We start from the raw sequence: 17,927 nt of genomic DNA on the forward strand, positions 1-17,927 counted from the left end.
GAGTGGTAAATGTAGTATTTTTGACTTCTCAATCAAATCTTCCGTTGCATTTTTACGGATTCGCTAGCAAAATCGATATTCGATTATTAATTATTAGATTTCAGCTTTAATTGCTAATCAAAACGCAAGAAAAATACCATGAAACTTTTTAGTGGAGAACAAATATATGCTGCCGATAAATTTACTATTGCAAAACAGCAAATTTCAAGCGATATACTAATGGAACGTGCTGCTGTTCAGATTTTTAACTGGATTCACACCCGAATGCAGGGTGCTCCTGTTAAGATTCATTTGTTCTGCGGAATAGGAAACAATGGTGGAGATGGCATTGCGTTGGCTAGGCATTTGCAAGAACACGGATACGACATTGCGGTGTATGTAGTGAACTATAGTAAGACGAGATCCAAAGATTTTCTTATCAATCTAGAGCGATTAAAAGACCGGAAAATTTGGCCTGAGTTTTTAGATGCTGACTCCCCACTTCCCACTATTGGAAAAGATGATATTATTGTTGATGCCATTTTCGGAATAGGACTGAATCGATCTCCTGATCCTTGGGTTGTAAATCTTATGGGGCATCTACACAAAACCGAAGCGTTTATTCTTTCGGTTGATATTCCATCGGGCTTGTTTACAGATAGAGCGCCTTCAGATGAAAACGCGATTATCAAAGCGAATTTTGTGCTCAGTTTTCAAACGCCGAAGTTGGTTTTTTTTCTTCCTGATACAGGAAGCTATATAGATCAATGGGAAGTCTTGGATATCGGACTAGATCCTGAATATTTGATGACTACCGAAACGGCCTATGATTTAATAGGGAAACATGATGTGCTGCCGTTTTACATCCCTCGAAAAAAATATTCGCACAAGGGTACCTACGGGCACGCTATGGTGGTTGGTGGAAGTAAGGGAAAAATAGGCGCGGTGATTTTAGCTTCAAAAGCCTGCCTAAAGTCTGGAGCCGGACTGGTAACGGCATATGTTCCAGACTGTGGATATGTTCCATTACAAACTGCTCTGCCCGAAGCCATGGTTTTGACTGAGGGGGAGGAGGTGATTTCCAGCATAGATTTTGAGATGGTTCCGTCGGTTATTGGAATAGGTGTGGGCTTAGGAACACATGACAATACCACCAAGGCATTTTCTGATTTTCTTGAGAAAAATCAAAAACCCTTGGTAATAGATGCAGATGGAGTGAACATCTTGGGAAAAAATAAAGACCTTTTAAAGAAATTACCATCGCAGACCATTCTCACACCCCACCCAAAAGAATTGGAGCGTTTGATAGGAAAATGGAAAGATGATTTTGATAAACTGAAGAAAACCAAAACTTTTTCGAAAAAATACAATTGCATTGTTGTTATAAAAGGTGCGCATTCGATTACCGTATATGATGATAAAGGTTATATTAACACAACCGGAAATCCGGGTATGGCAACGGCCGGGAGTGGCGACGCACTTACTGGTATTATCACAGGATTAATTGCTCAGGGTTATGCACCTTTAAAAGCTGCCATTTTTGGAGTTTATCTTCACGGGAAGGCTGGTGACATTGCTGTTGAAGAAACAGCGTATCAGGCATTGACAGCTTCCGATATTGTAGGTGGCATTGGTAAGGCGTTTATTGATTTGTTTAAGATGCCAGAGCCACAAGCAACCGCACAAGAGGAAGAAACGGCGTGAAAGACATCAAGAAGTGAGTCAAATACTAAAAAAAGCCCCAAGATTTCTAATCTTGGGGCTTGATGTTGTTCGCCATTCACAACCTTGTTATTTTCCTTTTACCCTTCGTTTTACCCAGGCCAGAGCATTTTCATATTGAATAAAAAACTTCATTGGCTTCTTATAAAAAAGTTTCTCGATTTTAAAATTGTGCATGTCAATCTCCTTCACCGAAACAATTGCGAAAGCTTTTAAATTATCAAGTCCTCTTAAATAGGTATAGACAGTTGGGTCAATTGCATAGGAGTTTTTGCGCAGGCTTATATACCCAAAATCTTTATCTCTAAAGTGTATTTCTGCAATTCCTAAAATTTGGTATGCTCTTTCAAGCGTAAGCGTAGCCCCGTCTTCAAAAACGGATACCATGTAGTTTTCAAAGACCTGTATCTTTCCAACTTCCAACTGGTATTCCCTGACAACAACGGTCTTTTTTGATTGTCCTAACTTCATTTCAATTCGTATTATAGTGTGTCTTACACGAAAGTAGAGTTACCAACCTCTTTTGGGAAAAATAATAGACCAATAGCCCAAATATCGTTCATACTGCTTATTACTGCAGATTAGTTTGTTTTATTTCTTACTTCCGTACTGATTGGGTATAAAAAAAGGAGCCATTTTATGACTCCTTGTGTACTATATTATTGCCTATACTAAGCTTTGGAAGATTTCTTTGCTTTCTTAATCTTTATGGTAAGCTCATCTTTCTTTTTGTCTAAATCCATAAAAATACTATCGCCTTCTTCTAGCTTCGAGTTTACTATTTCCTCAGCTAGTGAATCTTCGATATACTTTTGAATGGCTCGTTTTAAGGGTCTAGCTCCATATTGCTTATCAAAGCCTTTTTCGGCAATATAATCTTTGGCTGCTTCCGTGAGATTTAAATCATAACCGATGTCTTTAATTCTTGCAAATAACTTCGCAAGCTCGATATCGATAATTTGATGAATATCTGCTCTTTCTAGCGGATTAAATACGATTACGTCATCAATTCTATTCAAGAATTCAGGAGCAAAGGCTTTTTTCAAAGCGTTTTCGATAACACCTTTTTGATGCGCGTCTGCTTGCGATTTTTTCGCCGCAGTGCCAAAGCCTACGCCTTGTCCGAAATCTTTCAACTGGCGTGCGCCAATATTAGATGTCATAATGATAATCGTGTTCCTAAAATCAATTTTTCTTCCAAGACTATCGGTCAAATAACCATCATCTAAGACTTGAAGTAACATATTGAACACATCAGGATGTGCCTTTTCAACTTCATCTAAAAGGATGACAGAATAGGGTTTGCGACGCACCTTTTCGGTAAGCTGTCCGCCTTCTTCATAACCTACATACCCTGGAGGTGCACCTACCAATCGTGAAATGGCAAATTTCTCCATGTATTCGCTCATGTCAATTCTGATCAGTGCATCTTCCGAGTCAAACAACTCTTTTGCAAGTACTTTGGCTAACTGTGTTTTACCAACACCGGTTTGGCCCAAGAAGATGAATGAACCAATAGGTTTGTTAGGATCTTTTAATCCTGCTCTATTGCGTTGGATCGCTTTGGCAACCTTAGCTACCGCCTCGTCTTGACCGATAACGTTGGCTTTGATCAAATCAGGCAATTCAGCCAATTTATTACTCTCTGTTTGAGCAATTCGATTGACCGGAATTCCGCTCATCATAGAAACAACATCCGCCACATTATCTTCGCTTACGGTTTCTTTATGCAGTTTACTATCGTCTTCCCACTTCTCTTGGGCAACGGCCAATTCTTTCTCCAGACGTTTTTCATCATCACGAAGCTTTGCAGCCTCCTCGTATTTCTGCTTTTTGACGACACTGTTCTTTAATTCACGAACATCTTCAAGCTGTTTTTCAAGCTCAACGATTTGTTTGGGCACATCCATATTTACAATATGTACCCGCGAACCTGCTTCATCAAGGGCATCAATGGCCTTGTCTGGCAAAAACCTATCGGTCATATATCTATTCGTCAACTTTACACAGGCAACAATGGCCTCGTCTGTATAGTGGACATTATGATGATCTTCGTATTTTCCCTTAATGTTCTCCAGTATTTCGATGGTTTCCTCCACGGAGGTGGGCTCAACAATTACTTTCTGAAAACGACGCTCTAGGGCACCATCTTTTTCAATGTATTGTCTGTACTCGTCAAGTGTGGTTGCACCAATACATTGAATTTCACCTCTGGCCAATGCGGGTTTGAACATATTGGAAGCATCTAAACTTCCAGTAGCCCCACCGGCGCCTACAATGGTATGTATTTCATCAATAAAGAGAATGACATCGTCATTCTTTTCCAATTCGTTCATGACCGCTTTCATGCGTTCTTCGAATTGACCACGGTATTTAGTGCCCGCTACCAGAGAAGCAAGGTCTAAGGTAACAACACGCTTACCATAAAGTATTCGAGATACTTTCTTATTGATAATTCGAAGTGCAAGTCCTTCAGCTATTGCGCTTTTGCCAACTCCTGGCTCACCTATTAACAAAGGATTGTTTTTCTTTCTTCTACTTAAAATTTGAGAAACTCGCTCAATTTCCTTTTCGCGACCAACAACGGGGTCAAGTTTGTTCTCTTCGGCTAGAGCCGTAAGGTCACGTCCGAAATTGTCAAGAACCGGAGTTTTTGATTTCTTGTTTCCCTTTTGACTCGAAGTGGCTCCAAAAGTTCCTTCTTTTCCTTCGTTCGCATCATCATTGTCACTTGGGAAAGATTCTGAAGTGGGTGCATCTACAATATCATCATCACTTGTGATCATAAACTTGAACTGTTCCTTTACGCCATCGTAATCCACTTTTAGTTTGTGAAGTAATTTGGTGGTAGGATCGTTCTCGTTTCTCAAAATACAGAGTAGTAAATGCGCTGTATTGATCGAAGAACTTTGAAACAGTTTGGCCTCTAAAAAAGTAGTTTTTAAAGCGCGTTCTGCTTGCCTGGTGAGGTGCAGGTTTTTTTTGTCTTTTTGTACCCCACTTTGGTTTGGATTCGAAGGACTGAGAATTTCGACCTTACGTCGCAAATGATCTAAGTCAACATCGAGGGCATCGAGAATGCTAATTGCCTTTCCATTTCCATCACGCAGCAAACCAAGCATTAAGTGTTCGGTACCTATGAAGTCGTGACCGAGCCTTAGCGCCTCCTCTTTGCTATAAGCAATTACATCTTTTACTCTTGGGGAAAAATTATCGTCCATATAATTCTGCGTATCAGCATTAAAATTAATAAATCTCAGGCAATCTAAGGCAAATACTATACCTCAATTCGATAAAGTTGTTCGAAATGACGAAAAAAGGTGCTAATTACAAAATAATTAACATTGTAATTGTCAACTAATCACAACGCAAAAAGTGTTAATAAATTGTTGAAGAAAGGTTTTGATGTATGCTTTGAAGGCATCGATTTTCCGTATATTGGCATACTTTTTTAACCTATAAAATATAGCAAAATTTAAAAATGGCAGAAGGCGAAAAATTGATACCGATTAACATCGAAGATGAAATGAAATCTGCCTACATTGATTATTCAATGTCGGTCATTGTGTCACGTGCTCTTCCAGATGTCAGGGACGGCTTTAAACCAGTGCACAGAAGGGTACTTTATGGCATGTATGAACTTGGGGTTCGATCTTCAAGTGCACATAAGAAATCTGCTCGTATTGTTGGGGAAGTCTTAGGTAAGTACCATCCTCATGGTGATACCTCGGTGTATGATTCAATGGTTCGGATGGCTCAAGAATGGAGTTTGCGCTATATGATGGTCGATGGGCAAGGTAATTTTGGTTCAATAGATGGAGATAGTCCCGCAGCGATGCGATATACAGAGGCGCGCATGCGGAAGATCGCGGATGACATGTTGGCTGATATCGATAAAGATACCGTAGATCACCAACTAAATTTCGATGATTCCTTAGAAGAGCCTACCGTGCTTCCGGCAAGGGTTCCTAACTTATTGGTAAATGGTGCATCAGGTATAGCGGTGGGTATGGCAACCAATATGCCTCCTCATAATCTTTCTGAAGTTATTGATGGTACCGTAGCTTATATCGATAATAACGATATTGAAATAGATGAACTTATCACCCATATTAAGGCTCCTGATTTTCCTACTGGAGGAGTTATTTATGGCTATGATGGGGTAAAGGAAGCATTTCATACTGGGCGCGGTCGAGTGGTTATGCGTGCCAAGGCCACTTTTGAAGAAGTTCAAGGACGCGAGTGCATAATCGTTACAGAAATCCCTTATCAGGTCAATAAGGCAGACATGATCAAGAAGACTGCTGATTTGGTCAATGATAAGAAGATTGAAGGAATATCTAGTATTCGAGACGAATCTGACAGAAAAGGGATGCGTATCGTATATATCTTGAAAAGAGATGCTATTCCAAATATTGTATTGAATACGCTTTACAAGTATACAGCGCTGCAATCGTCCTTCAGTGTAAACAATATTGCCCTGGTTAATGGTAGACCACAGTTGTTGAACGTAAAGGAGATGATCCATTATTTTGTGGAACATCGTCATGAGGTTGTTGTTCGTCGTACTAAATTCGAATTGAAGAAAGCCGAAGACCGCGCACATATCCTAGAAGGGCTTATCATCGCCTCTGACAATATAGACGAGGTGATTAAGATTATTCGTGCGTCATCGAATGCCGATGAGGCCAGAGAAAGCCTGATGGAACGCTTTAAGTTGTCTGAAATTCAGGCCAAGGCCATTGTTGAAATGCGATTGCGTCAGTTGACAGGTCTGGAGCAAGACAAATTGCGTTCAGAGTATGACGAGATTATCAAAACCATTGCCGACTTGAAGGATATCTTAGATCGCAAGGATCGAAGAATGAGTATAATCAAGGATGAATTGCTTGAGGTAAAGGATAAATATGGTGATGAGCGTCGTTCTGAAATCAATTTTGCGGGTGGTGACTTGAGCATGGAAGATATGATTCCGAATGAGCAAGTTGTAATCACCATTTCACATGCCGGATATATAAAAAGAACTCCGCTTACCGAATATAAAACCCAAAATAGAGGTGGCGTTGGGCAAAAAGCATCCTCTACACGAAATGAAGATTTCTTAGAACATCTATTTGTGGGTACCAACCACCAATACATGTTGTTCTTTACCCAAAAAGGAAAATGTTTTTGGATGCGGGTCTATGAAATTCCCGAAGGAAGCAAGACGTCAAAAGGTAGAGCAATTCAAAATTTGATCAATATCGAGAATGATGATAAGGTAAAAGCTTTCATTTGTACTCAAGATCTTAAAGATGAGGAATACGTAAATAGTCACTATGTGATTATGGCGACTAAAAAAGGTACCGTCAAAAAGACTTCGCTTGAGCAGTACTCAAGACCGCGCCAAAACGGTATTAATGCCATTGGTATAAGAGAAGGCGATGAGTTGCTTGAGGCAAAACTTACTACAGGAACGAGTCAAATATTCTTAGGATTAAAATCAGGGAAGGCCATTCGTTTTGAAGAAAGTAAAACGAGACCCATGGGTCGTAATGCTTCCGGTGTTAGAGGAATTAGGCTGGCTCATGAAAATGACGAGGTAATTGGAATGGTTTCGGTACACAATTTCGAAGATGAACTTTTGGTAGTTTCGGAGAACGGTTACGGAAAAAGATCTAGTATTGAAGACTACCGTATCACCAATAGAGGTGGAAAAGGTGTAAAAACAATTTCAATAACTGACAAGACCGGCAACCTTGTGGCGATTAAAAACGTATCTGATTCTGACGATCTTATGATTATCAATCGATCAGGTATTGCCATTCGCATGAGTGTAGAAGATCTTCGAGTGATGGGTAGAGCTACCCAAGGAGTGAAACTTATCAATATAAAAGGAGATGATTCCATAGCAGCTGTAGCGAAGGTGATGAAAGATGATGATGATCTTGAAGAGGTAGATATCCTTGATATTGAGGTAACTACCGAAGATGGCACGGCTATTGATAATGGAAGCACGGATGCTACAGAAAGTAGTTCCGAAGAAGAATAAATTAATAATCATTAAACTCTAATTTCTTAATTAATATCGAAATGAAAACTAAATTCTTAATACTGGCGGCCATGTCATTTGCAATGGTTGGCTTTGCCCAAAAAAACGAAATTAAGGCGGCAGATAAGGCCTTAAAAGGTGGTGATGCGATGGCTGCAAAAACCTCTTTAGAAGCTGCTGCTGGTGCTATATCGGGAGCTGATGCCAAAGTGCAGGCGCAATACCATTTCTTAAGAGGTAAGGCGTATGCTGAATTGGCTAAGGCTGGAGATAATGCGGCTTTTGCTGAATCTGTATCGTCTTTTCAAAAGGTTGTGGATATCGAAGCACAAAGTGGTAAAGCAAAATATACCGATGAAACGAATCAAAGGTTAGCGGCAATTACTGCAGATTTGGTTAACTCTGCTGTAGAAGATAACGGCAATAAGAAGTTTAAGGAAGCTGCTGAAAAATTATACATGAGTTACAAGATTAGCCCTAAAGACACTTCTTATCTGTATTTTGCGGCTAGTAGTGCCGTAAATGGTGCACACTATGATCAAGCGTTGACTTATTACAATGAGTTGCAAGAAGTAGGTTATGATGGTAGTGGTGTTGTTTATAAGGCTACCAATAATGAAACCGGTGAGGTTGAAATTATGGATAAAGTACAAAGAGACCTTATGGTTAAATCAGGTACTTACAAAGATCCGTTAGATGAAAAAACACCATCTAAAAGAGCGGAGATCGTAAAGAATACGGCTTTGATTTATTCTCAACTAGGTCAAGATGACAAGGCGCTTGAAGCCTATACTATAGCTCGTGCAAGTAATCCTGATGACGTAAACTTGATTTTGCAAGAGGCAAATCTTCACTACAAATTGGGTGACAAAGACAAGTTTAAAACCTTGATGGCAGAAGCATCTGCAATGGAGCCTGACAATGCTGATTTGCATTACAATATCGGTGTTATTAATATGGAGCAGGGTAATCTTGCCGAGGCTAGAGCTTCTTACCGAAAAGCACTAGAAGTGAACCCGAGTTACACCAATGCGCAGCTAAACCTTTCTACTACCTATGTGAATGAAGGTAATGGCTTGATTGATGAGATGAATACTTTAGGGAATTCAAGAAAAGATATTGCACGCTATGACGAATTGAAGCAGCAAAAAGATGATTTGTTTATGGAGGGGGCTAAAATTTTAGAAGATGCTTTGAAATCGAATCCTGACAACCAGGGTGTTCTTTCACAACTTAAGAACATTTACGGTGCGATGGGAGATAATGAGAACTTCATGCGCGTTAAAAAGTTATTGGGAGAGTAACGAATTTTTTCTCAATTGATATTGACCTCCGTTGTGTATGCAAGGGAGGTTTTTTTATATAATCTTTTTAATTACCCTAAGCGAGTGGGTATAGCTTCTGGTTTCGGCATTGAAAATACCAGTATGGTCTATTCGATCAATACGTACTTTGCCAAAAGCGTGAATAATGTAATTGTCTTTCATAATGATGCCCACGTGATTGATAAGGCCTTCATTGTCGTCAAAAAATGCCAAATCTCCAGGCTCACTTTCTTCTATAAAGCTCAGCGCATCGCCTTGAAGTGATTGTTCCGATGCTTTCCTTTTCAAGGCATAGCCATTGATTTTATATACCATTTGGGTAAATCCTGAGCTGTCTATTCCAAAGGGTGTTCTTCCTCCAGATAAGAAGGGAGCATTCAGATATAATAAAGCCGTTTTTAAAAGATTTGATTTTTCCTTTTTAACGTTTACTGAATTACCTTCAAAAGTATGTGGCAGCACTTTATTTTCACAAACCGTTGAACCGAGAATAATGGGCAGTAAAGCACCTGAATTTCCCGAAACAAAGGATACCAGATCGGCAGCATAGCTGGTGTTTTTTAAGTGCTCTATTTGCGTGTACGCTTCTTCATCAATAAGGCTGATTTGGAGATTGTTTACCCATCCCTCCAAATCATCAAATGCGACCCGAATACGACTCCAGAACTTTCGTTGTTCCAAGATTTTGAAATGTTCTCCATACAAAAGCTGCGAGGTCAGCGCTCCAGCATTATCTGCAACAGACCGAATAGGAATGACACTCAGGGGGCAAATACCGTATTGCATGCTTAGTTGGGAAAGTATTAGTTTCTTTCTACTACAATTGCAGATGCACCACCACCGCCATTACAAATGGCTGCAGCGCCAATTTTTGCGTTGTTTTGGTCTAAAACATGTAGTAGTGTAACTAATATTCGTGCCCCGGAGCATCCCAGCGGATGCCCTAAAGAAACGGCACCTCCATTCACGTTTACATTTTTATCTTTTAACCCTAATAACTTCATGTTGGCAAGGCCAACAACGGCAAAGGCTTCATTGAACTCAAAATAGTCTACATCATCAATTGAGATATTTGCTTTGTCTAAGGCCTTTGGAAGGGCTTTAGCGGGGGCAGTGGTGAACCACTCAGGTTCTTGAGCTGCGTCTGCATAGCTTTTAATGGTAGCCAAGGGTTTTAGATTTAGTTCTTGGGCTTTTTCGCTGCTCATTAGTACCAATGCGGCAGCGCCGTCATTGATGGTAGATGCGTTGGCCGCAGTTACGGTACCCTCTTTTGTAAAAGCGGGTCGCAAAGCCGGAATTTTTTCAAGCTTTACGTTTTTAAATTCTTCATCTTCCGAAACTATAATAGGTTCTCCTCTTCGTTGCGGTACTTCAACGGGAACAATCTCATTTTTAAATTTGCCGCTATTTGACGCGTTGGCAGATCTTTGATAAGATTGAATGGCAAAGCCGTCTTGGTTTTCCCTGCTAAAATCATATTTGGTGGCGCAGGCATCGGCACATACGCCCATGGCGTTTTGGTCGTATACGTCAACCAGGCCGTCTTTTTGCATTCCATCTATTAAGGTGGCTGGTCCAAATTTTTGTGCTGTTCGCATGTGAACGTAGTGCGGAATCAAACTCATGCTCTCCATGCCTCCTGCAACTACTATAGACGCATCACCCAAGGCAATGGCCTGAGCTGCCTGCATAACTGTTTTCATTCCCGAGGCACAAACTTTATTAACCGTCGTGCATGGAACACTATCGGGAATACCTGCAAAAATTGCAGCCTGTCTTGCTGGAGCTTGACCAGTTCCTGCCTGTACAACATTACCCATAAGTACTTCCTCAACCATATCAGGCGCCAGCCCAATTTTATCTAAAGCACCTTTAATCGCAATTGCCCCCAATTTTGGAGCCGGAATCGTTGACAAGGCGCCCATAAAACTTCCGATTGGGGTACGCACAGCCGATACAATTACTACTTCCTTCATACTATAATTTCATTTAAGCTACGGCTGCAAAACTACGAATTTTAAGTCGAACTAGGGCCTAAGGAAAGCATGCTTTTTGGGTCTTCAAATGGTAGTAATGAAGTCCATATTCAAATTGAACAGCTATCGAAAGTCGCCTTAGCTTATTATTTTCTATTTTTGAAAACAGATATCTTCCCTATGAGCAAATCATTGGATACGTTGTACAAAAACCAATCCCGCATTTATAAATATTTTTTATACGGCGTATCGTTATTTCTTATTGTGTTTTTCTTTCCCAAGGGCGGACAGTTCAAATATGAATTCCAAAAAGGGAAACCATGGCAATATGAAAATCTCTATGCTCCTTTTGATTTTTCTATTCGCAAAGATAGAGCCGAAATTTTAGAAGAAGAGGAACGCATTAAGAGCAATGGCATCGATTATTACCAATACGATGCTGAAATAGCGGCCAAGGTATATGCACAATTCGATTCGAATTTTCCTTCTACATTTCCTTCAAATAGCTATAGTTCAAATCAACTGCAGATGCTACGTCAAGCAGGGCAATCCTTACTAGATGAACTTTATGAAAATGGGATAGTAAAAAAGACAATTTCCCAGAATGCTAGCAATAAGGTATATGTCATAAAGAATAATGAGGCTAGGGAAATAGCTGCAAATGCATTTTACAAGGTGCGAGATGTTGAACGCGTTGTCGACCAGGTCTTAAGGAAAAAAGGATTGATAACCTTCAGGGCCGCTTTCCAAGAGTTGTTTTTTAAGCTCACTGCAGCAAACGTTTCCTACGACGCCAACCTTTCTGCCAAAGCCTTAAATGATGAGCTTTCTAAAATTTCGTACACGCGTGGAACCATAGATGAAGGCAAATTGATTATTGCTAGGGGTGAAGTAGTAGAAGCTGAAAATTTTAAAGTGCTGAATTCTTTGAAAGGAGAGTATGAGTCTGAACTATGGACAGCTACAAATCAATATTTTATTCTTTTTGGATATGCGGTTTTGGTGGCTCTTGTTCTAATGATGCTACTGCTTTTTCTAAAAAAGTACAGACCAGAGATTTATGGTAACAACACGAAGGTTACTTTTATCTTTTTCAACGTTTTGTTGATGGTTTTTATCACCACCGTCGTTGTAAAATTCGATGAAGCCTATGTATTTGTAGTGCCACTTTGTATCCTCCCATTATTACTCAAAACCTTTTTTGACGCGCGATTAGGGCTCTTTGTGCATGTACTAACCGTTTTGATTCTCGGTTTTGTGGTACCCAATAGTTTCGAATATATATTTCTTCAGATCATAGCCGGTATAGTTACTATTCTCACGGTTTCAGAATTGTATAAGAGGGCGAATCTTTTTATCTCGGTAGGTCAAATTACCCTGATTTATATAGTAGGATATCTGGCCTTCCATATCATTCATGAAGGTAATTTGGAAAACATAGTGTGGTTTACTTTAGGCTTGTTTTTGTTGAATGGAATGATTACCCTTTTCGTTCAACCCTTGATTTATATTTATGAGAAGGTTTTTGGATTAGTTTCTGATGTGTCCTTATTAGAATTATCTGATACGAATTCCAAATTGTTAAAAGAACTTTCGAACAAGGCACCTGGAACTTTTCATCATTCGCTACAAGTTTCGAATTTGGCTGAAGCGGCAGCCAATGAAATAGGAGCCAATGCCATGTTAGTACGAGTAGGAGCCCTGTATCATGATATTGGAAAGATGTTGCACCCTACTTACTTTACAGAGAATCAAATAACGAATGTGAACCCACATGATGAACTATCACCTAGTGATAGTGCAAAAATTATCGTCGATCATATTATCGATGGTATTGAATTGGCACGAAGGAACAATTTGCCCGATCGGGTTATAGACTTCATTAGATCACATCATGGTACCACCTTGGTATATTATTTTTTCAAAAAGCAGCAAGAAATTGACCCGGAAGCTGATGCTGATGATTTTAGATATCCTGGTCCAATACCTTTTTCCAAGGAAACGGCAATTTTGATGATGGCCGATGCTGTTGAGGCGGCCTCCAAGAGTTTAAAGAACCCTACATTTTTGATTATCGATGAATTTGTGGATAAAATCATAGCGGGTCAGATGACCGCGAATCAATTTCTGAATGCCAATATTACTTTCAAGGAGATTGAAACTATAAAGAAAATTTTTAAGCAAAAGCTTACTAACATTTACCATTTACGTGTTGAATACCCTGAATAGGGCATTAACCAAAAGGCACAGATTTGATTATAAATCAATGCACTGGCTGCAGTAAAGGTCATTAGGTAAATAGGAATAAAAAAATCCGTTTTTTTTTGTGTAATAGCAAGGGAAAAATGTACATTTGCATCCGCATTTTATGCTATAGTTCATTAACAAAATTAGGAGAGGTGCCTGAGTGGCCGAAAGGAGCGGTTTGCTAAATCGTCGTACCCTAACAAGGGTACCCAGGGTTCGAATCCCTGTCTCTCCGCAAGAGTCTGTGTGAGATGGCAGACATTCCAATTTCCCTTTTTTGGAATTTGGATTTTTTTATGAGTTTAATATGCTACGGGGTGTAGCGTAGCCCGGTTATCGCGCCGCGTTTGGGACGCGGAGGTCGCAGGTTCGAATCCTGCCACCCCGACAAACCACTTTTCAGGTGGTATTAAAGCACTGTCTACTATCTGGTTGACAGTGCTTTTTGTTTTTAGTGTGTATGCCAATTGACATTTAGCACTGTATATTAAAAATATAAACAGGCGGAGGCCTGAATAGGATGTTCTTGAGCAACGACCAGACTTCCGGTTTAACTAAGTTATCCCTAACTGCCCTTTCCAATTGTTTTTTGGACCTTGTAAATTCATTATTAGTATGCTTTCTTGAACTAGGATTGTGTTTTGGCAGAAAAATATCAAGATAAAATTGACTAACTCATATTTCTCTTTTACAAAAATCATAATTCAACCTAAGTAGTTAGAAAACTATACACTTAAACTTTGATTGTGGCTTATTTAAAAGAGGAAGAATACACTGTAAGTAGTCAGAATTCTACACGATTGTTCAACTATTAAAATGTATCTAGATTTTTATCTGGTGTAATGCTGTAAATTGAGTTCATTTTTAAAGAAATAAAGATGATTCTAGAAAACTACTAGTAATACCATACGGAACTTAAGATTGAATTGGTAAAATTGCATAAATGACAGTTTGTTTTGTATTTCGGATAAACGTTTTTTAGTGGAAACCTCTTAAATTAATTCAATCGTGCTAGAAATAATTAATGTATTCATTTGAAAGACTTTTAATGGGCTTGATTCTAATGCCTTTAAAAAATAATTCTACGGCTTCACTTTGTAACTGTATCTTGCCTTTGGTCAAAGGAATTTCTTCGCCGTTTTCATTTATATACCTTGAATTTTTTAAGACCATTACGACTTCTCCATTAACAATATGTAGACTTTTTCCATTAAAGCAAATTAAATCCAAGGTGTTCCATTCATCCGGTTTCTTTTCATAATTATTCCTGCGTAAACAATACTTTCCGGCTTCACCTCTTTCCCCAAAACTTAAAAAATATTGACTTTCGTGTGCCATTGGATTCAATCCAGATTCTGAAGCGTAGGCACGAATATCAATTGCTGAAGTGGCCTAACTCCAAAAATCTCCAGTATGTGCTTCCATTATTGGAAATTCCTGTGACATCATCCATGAACGCCAATGTTCTGCTCCAAAAGGACCTATTCAATGGTATAAAATACCAGAATCTTTTAGACGGTCTAATCTTGGGGGCCACTTTTTATCTCCCCACTTAAACTGTAATTGGAAATGATAATTTTCATATTCGTCCTTACTAGCCAAACAACCATAATATTCGCCACTTACCTTAATAACTAACTCATCATCCTCGAATAAAGTTGAGAATACATCAAAATTGGGTTTATTCAAACCAATCGGTTCTATTTGATTCCCTGAGTCATCTCTAGGTGGAGTACCATCGTATCCAGGTTGGTGTTTAAAACTTAGATAGGTATCCCAAGCCGAGAGATTTTTATCAATCAAATAAGACCATTCTGAATCTTCAGTTTGAATCTGCCCTTTTTCATCGGAACAAGAAGAGAAGCATGAAAAAACAAAGACGAATAGAATTGTTCTACTCATCTGGGTTTTAATTATATTTTCCATAAGAATCTAATTTATTTTTAATTGTATTATCAACCTCACTCTATAAAGCATAGGATGCAGATGGGTACCATGATTTTATAGGTAGCATCGCAACTAGCTTTCAAAGGTAAGCGTCTTAAGAATATTATTTTCTTTTTTTTGTGGGATTAATTTTCCGTCAATTCCGTCAATTCCGTCAAAGAATTTTGTTCTTTTCCTAGTTGAATAATTTACAGGAGCATCAGGGCCGCAGCATAGTACTATTTACTTTCATGGATGTTTAAACCCCCGTTGTATCAATAGTATCTTTTTTTAACTTGAATTGTAATTCGATAGATTAGTCTACGACTGTTCTAGAATTAAGATAAAGAAGTAAGTATGCACTGAGTTTTAGAGACTAGAATAAAGATTTTGATTCAATAAGCCGATTATAAGGTTGGTTCCTGGGAGTTTTTAAAAGATACAAACCCCGGTGATTTGAAATATTGCTATTCTTGGTATGAAAATTAAATAGCTATAAAATAAATTTGCACAAGAATTTATCGGTTCTTCTTCTTATTAGTAAACTCGTTCTTTTGAACGGTATGAGGGTCAAGGTAAAGTATGAATTTTACAGGTTTAGCGAGTTGTACTCAGACATTAAGCCTTATGCCTCGAAAAGGGAAAAGAAATGATTTTAGATAGACAAACATTTGAATACGACGGAAGAGTCTTAGTTGAAAAGATAAAAATAGGCACACCTTTTAAGTATGAGGCTATTTTTGAAAACAGTGGTTGTTTTATTTACTACAAAGACAGAGCGCCCAAACTTTTGTCCGCAGACCAAAACATTCAAGTAAATAGTCAAGAAGCGGTATTATTAAAATGCGGGAGTCATTTTTTGGAAATTTTAAAAGAAACTGAAGATGAGGAAGTGGAAGCTATGATAGTTCATTTGTATCCTGAGATTCTCAAAAAATTGTATGCCAAAGAGCTTCCCAAAAACATAGAAAAAAACAATTATAATGAACAAAGTGAAATTGTAGTTTCAAAAGAGGTTATTTCAAGATTTATAGAGTCATTGGAGTTTTATTTCCAAAATCCAGTTCTTATAAATGATGACCTTTTAGAGCTAAAGGTCAAAGAATTGATTTTATTATTAATGCAGTCTAAAAATGTTAGTTCAATACAAGAATTGATATCTGATTTGTATTCAACGCGAAGTGTACAGGTAAAAAAGGTTATTGAATTACATCGGTATTCAAATTTGGGACTTGATGAGTTGGCAAAATTATGCAACCTTAGTTTGTCTTCTTTTAAGCGAGAATTTAAAAAAGAATTCAATGATACCCCCAATAATTATATCACCGACCAAAAACTGAAAAGGGCCAAAGAACTTCTTCGTATAACAGAAATGCCTGTTAGTGAAATTGCCTATGGCGTAGGGTTCAATGACCCGCTGTATTTTACAAGAACCTTTAAAAAGAAAATTGGTCTTTCTCCTACCGTATATCGTCAACGCGAAACCACCTGAACCTATAATCCATATTTAAGAACTTTTACTCCATTTGCAAGGTATTTCTTCGCTATACTTTTGTATCAGAAATATTTTGTAGAACAAATAATATGCTAATAAAACATTTTTAGCATATTGAAATAATAGTACAAATGGAGAATACATTGGTTATAGTAACACATCCAAAACTGGGGTGCTCTAGAATTAATAAACGTTGGATTGAAGAGCTGAACAAACACTCAGAAAGTATTACTGTTCATGATTTACACGCCGCCTATCCTTCTTGGGAAATAGATGTTCAAAAAGAACAAAAATTACTAGAAGCTGCAGATAAAGTAATACTTCAATTCCCTTTTTACTGGTTTAACTGTCCACCTTTTTTAAAGAAATGGATTGATGATGTTTTGGCACATGGTTGGGCTTACGGTAAAAACAGTGGGTACAAACTTGCAGGTAAGAAATTTGCATTGGCAATCACAGCGGGAATCAAAGATGAGGATTATACGGCTACAGGAAGGTATGATTATACTCTTGAAGAATTAACAAGGCCGTTTGCAACAACTTTCAAATATGTAAAAGCAGATTATAGACCACTCTATGCATTCTATGGAGAAGAACACAATCCTACAGAAGAAGACATCAATACAAATGCCAAAAACTATATCGATTTTATAGAAAAATTATAACAAGTTCAATAGTAATATAAATTAATCAGTAAAACAAAAACAAAATGAAGAGAATATTTTTAATAGCATTAACAGGAGTATTAGTAGCATCTTGCTCAAACGAAAAAAAGTCAGAAAAACAAGGAAAAGAGATTGCAGCTCTAACATTGACTGACACAAAACAAGAGTTAGCAAGTTTAATGGAAGCCAATCGTAAATGGGCAAAAGCTGCCAGTCCTGAAGATTTTTTCAGTTTTATAAGCAAAGATGCTTTAATGATGCCACCAGATAAAGGTGTAATCAAAGGTCATGAAGGTATTGGAAAAACATTACAAGAATTTCAATCATTGCCAGGTTTCAAAATCACGTGGGAACCACAAGAAGGCTTTGTTTCAAAGGCCGGTGATTTAGGATATACCGTAGATCGAATATTGGTAAATTTTGATGGAGAAGATGGAAAACAAGTCGACGTATTTGAGAAAGGAGTGACCGTCTGGAAAAAGAATGAAAGTAACGAGTGGAAAATGGTTGTCGACATCTGGAATGTTGATCCAACTATCAAGTCAATATTTAAGTAAT

13 protein-coding genes and 2 tRNA genes are annotated in these 17,927 nt (G+C 38.3%); 9 read left to right on the plus strand and 6 right to left on the minus strand.

The window, feature by feature from the left end:
* The first annotated feature begins 138 nt into the window (after window positions 1–138).
* On the plus strand, window positions 139–1,683 hold the full coding sequence (locus tag ABJN95_RS05680; RefSeq protein ID WP_348369145.1) for an NAD(P)H-hydrate dehydratase: 1,545 nt from the start codon (window positions 139–141) through the stop codon (window positions 1,681–1,683).
* An 87-nt stretch (window positions 1,684–1,770) separates the two neighbouring features.
* Here ABJN95_RS05680 and ABJN95_RS05685 read toward each other — a convergent pair whose 3' ends face one another.
* Both ABJN95_RS05685 and ABJN95_RS05690 read right to left on the minus strand, forming a co-directional pair.
* On the minus strand, window positions 1,771–2,172 hold the full coding sequence (locus ABJN95_RS05685) for an STAS/SEC14 domain-containing protein (RefSeq protein WP_348369146.1): 402 nt from the start codon (window positions 2,170–2,172) through the stop codon (window positions 1,771–1,773).
* 200 nt (window positions 2,173–2,372) lie between these two features.
* Entirely contained in the window at window positions 2,373–4,922 is a 2,550-nt protein-coding gene (locus ABJN95_RS05690) for an ATP-dependent Clp protease ATP-binding subunit (protein WP_348369148.1), read from the minus strand.
* A gap of 260 nt (window positions 4,923–5,182) precedes the next feature.
* On the opposite strand from ABJN95_RS05690, the gene gyrA reads away from it, so the two are divergent.
* Window positions 5,183–7,732 (plus strand): DNA gyrase subunit A, encoded by a 2,550-nt coding sequence (gyrA, locus tag ABJN95_RS05695; RefSeq protein WP_348369150.1) that lies wholly within the window; start codon window positions 5,183–5,185, stop codon window positions 7,730–7,732.
* A 41-nt stretch (window positions 7,733–7,773) separates the two neighbouring features.
* Window positions 7,774–9,036, plus strand: a complete 1,263-nt coding sequence (locus tag ABJN95_RS05700) for a tetratricopeptide repeat protein (protein WP_348369152.1) — start codon at window positions 7,774–7,776, stop codon at window positions 9,034–9,036.
* A 54-nt stretch (window positions 9,037–9,090) separates the two neighbouring features.
* On the opposite strand, the gene ABJN95_RS05705 is transcribed toward ABJN95_RS05700, so the two are convergent.
* Complete coding sequence (locus tag ABJN95_RS05705) at window positions 9,091–9,843, minus strand: NlpC/P60 family protein (RefSeq protein WP_348369154.1); 753 nt, start codon at window positions 9,841–9,843, stop codon at window positions 9,091–9,093.
* A 17-nt stretch (window positions 9,844–9,860) separates the two neighbouring features.
* On the minus strand, window positions 9,861–11,036 hold the full coding sequence (locus ABJN95_RS05710; RefSeq protein WP_348369156.1) for an acetyl-CoA C-acyltransferase: 1,176 nt from the start codon (window positions 11,034–11,036) through the stop codon (window positions 9,861–9,863).
* Window positions 11,037–11,216: 180 nt separating this feature from the next.
* On the opposite strand from ABJN95_RS05710, the gene ABJN95_RS05715 reads away from it, so the two are divergent.
* The 3 genes from ABJN95_RS05715 to ABJN95_RS05725 all read left to right on the plus strand — a co-directional run bounded on the left by ABJN95_RS05715 (window position 11,217) and on the right by ABJN95_RS05725 (window position 13,671).
* The gene (locus ABJN95_RS05715) at window positions 11,217–13,265 is read left to right on the plus strand and encodes an HDIG domain-containing metalloprotein (protein WP_348369158.1); all 2,049 of its coding nucleotides are present in this window, start codon (window positions 11,217–11,219) and stop codon (window positions 13,263–13,265) included.
* A 164-nt stretch (window positions 13,266–13,429) separates the two neighbouring features.
* Window positions 13,430–13,518, plus strand: a tRNA-Ser gene (locus ABJN95_RS05720).
* A gap of 78 nt (window positions 13,519–13,596) precedes the next feature.
* Window positions 13,597–13,671 (plus strand) — tRNA-Pro (locus ABJN95_RS05725).
* A gap of 623 nt (window positions 13,672–14,294) precedes the next feature.
* Here the strand turns inward: ABJN95_RS05725 and ABJN95_RS05730 are convergent.
* Together ABJN95_RS05730 and ABJN95_RS05735 are read right to left on the minus strand one after the other, a co-directional pair.
* Complete coding sequence (locus ABJN95_RS05730) at window positions 14,295–14,621, minus strand: family 16 glycoside hydrolase (protein WP_348369160.1); 327 nt, start codon at window positions 14,619–14,621, stop codon at window positions 14,295–14,297.
* Window positions 14,622–14,768: 147 nt separating this feature from the next.
* Complete coding sequence (locus ABJN95_RS05735; protein WP_348369162.1) at window positions 14,769–15,209, minus strand: family 16 glycoside hydrolase; 441 nt, start codon at window positions 15,207–15,209, stop codon at window positions 14,769–14,771.
* A 649-nt stretch (window positions 15,210–15,858) separates the two neighbouring features.
* Here ABJN95_RS05735 and ABJN95_RS05740 point away from each other — a divergent pair.
* The 3 genes from ABJN95_RS05740 (at window position 15,859) to ABJN95_RS05750 (ending at window position 17,926) form a co-directional block, all read left to right on the plus strand.
* Entirely contained in the window at window positions 15,859–16,701 is an 843-nt protein-coding gene (locus ABJN95_RS05740; RefSeq protein ID WP_348369164.1) for an AraC family transcriptional regulator, read from the plus strand.
* A 134-nt stretch (window positions 16,702–16,835) separates the two neighbouring features.
* Window positions 16,836–17,369 carry an NAD(P)H-dependent oxidoreductase gene (locus ABJN95_RS05745; protein WP_348369166.1) on the plus strand — a complete coding sequence of 178 codons (534 nt, stop codon included), beginning with the start codon at window positions 16,836–16,838 and terminating at the stop codon, window positions 17,367–17,369.
* Window positions 17,370–17,413: 44 nt separating this feature from the next.
* Window positions 17,414–17,926 (plus strand): hypothetical protein, encoded by a 513-nt coding sequence (locus tag ABJN95_RS05750; protein ID WP_348369168.1) that lies wholly within the window; start codon window positions 17,414–17,416, stop codon window positions 17,924–17,926.
* Window position 17,927: the final 1 nt, after the last annotated feature.

The organism is Maribacter sp. (assembly GCF_039974175.1).
GTDB lineage: Bacteria > Bacteroidota > Bacteroidia > Flavobacteriales > Flavobacteriaceae > Maribacter_C.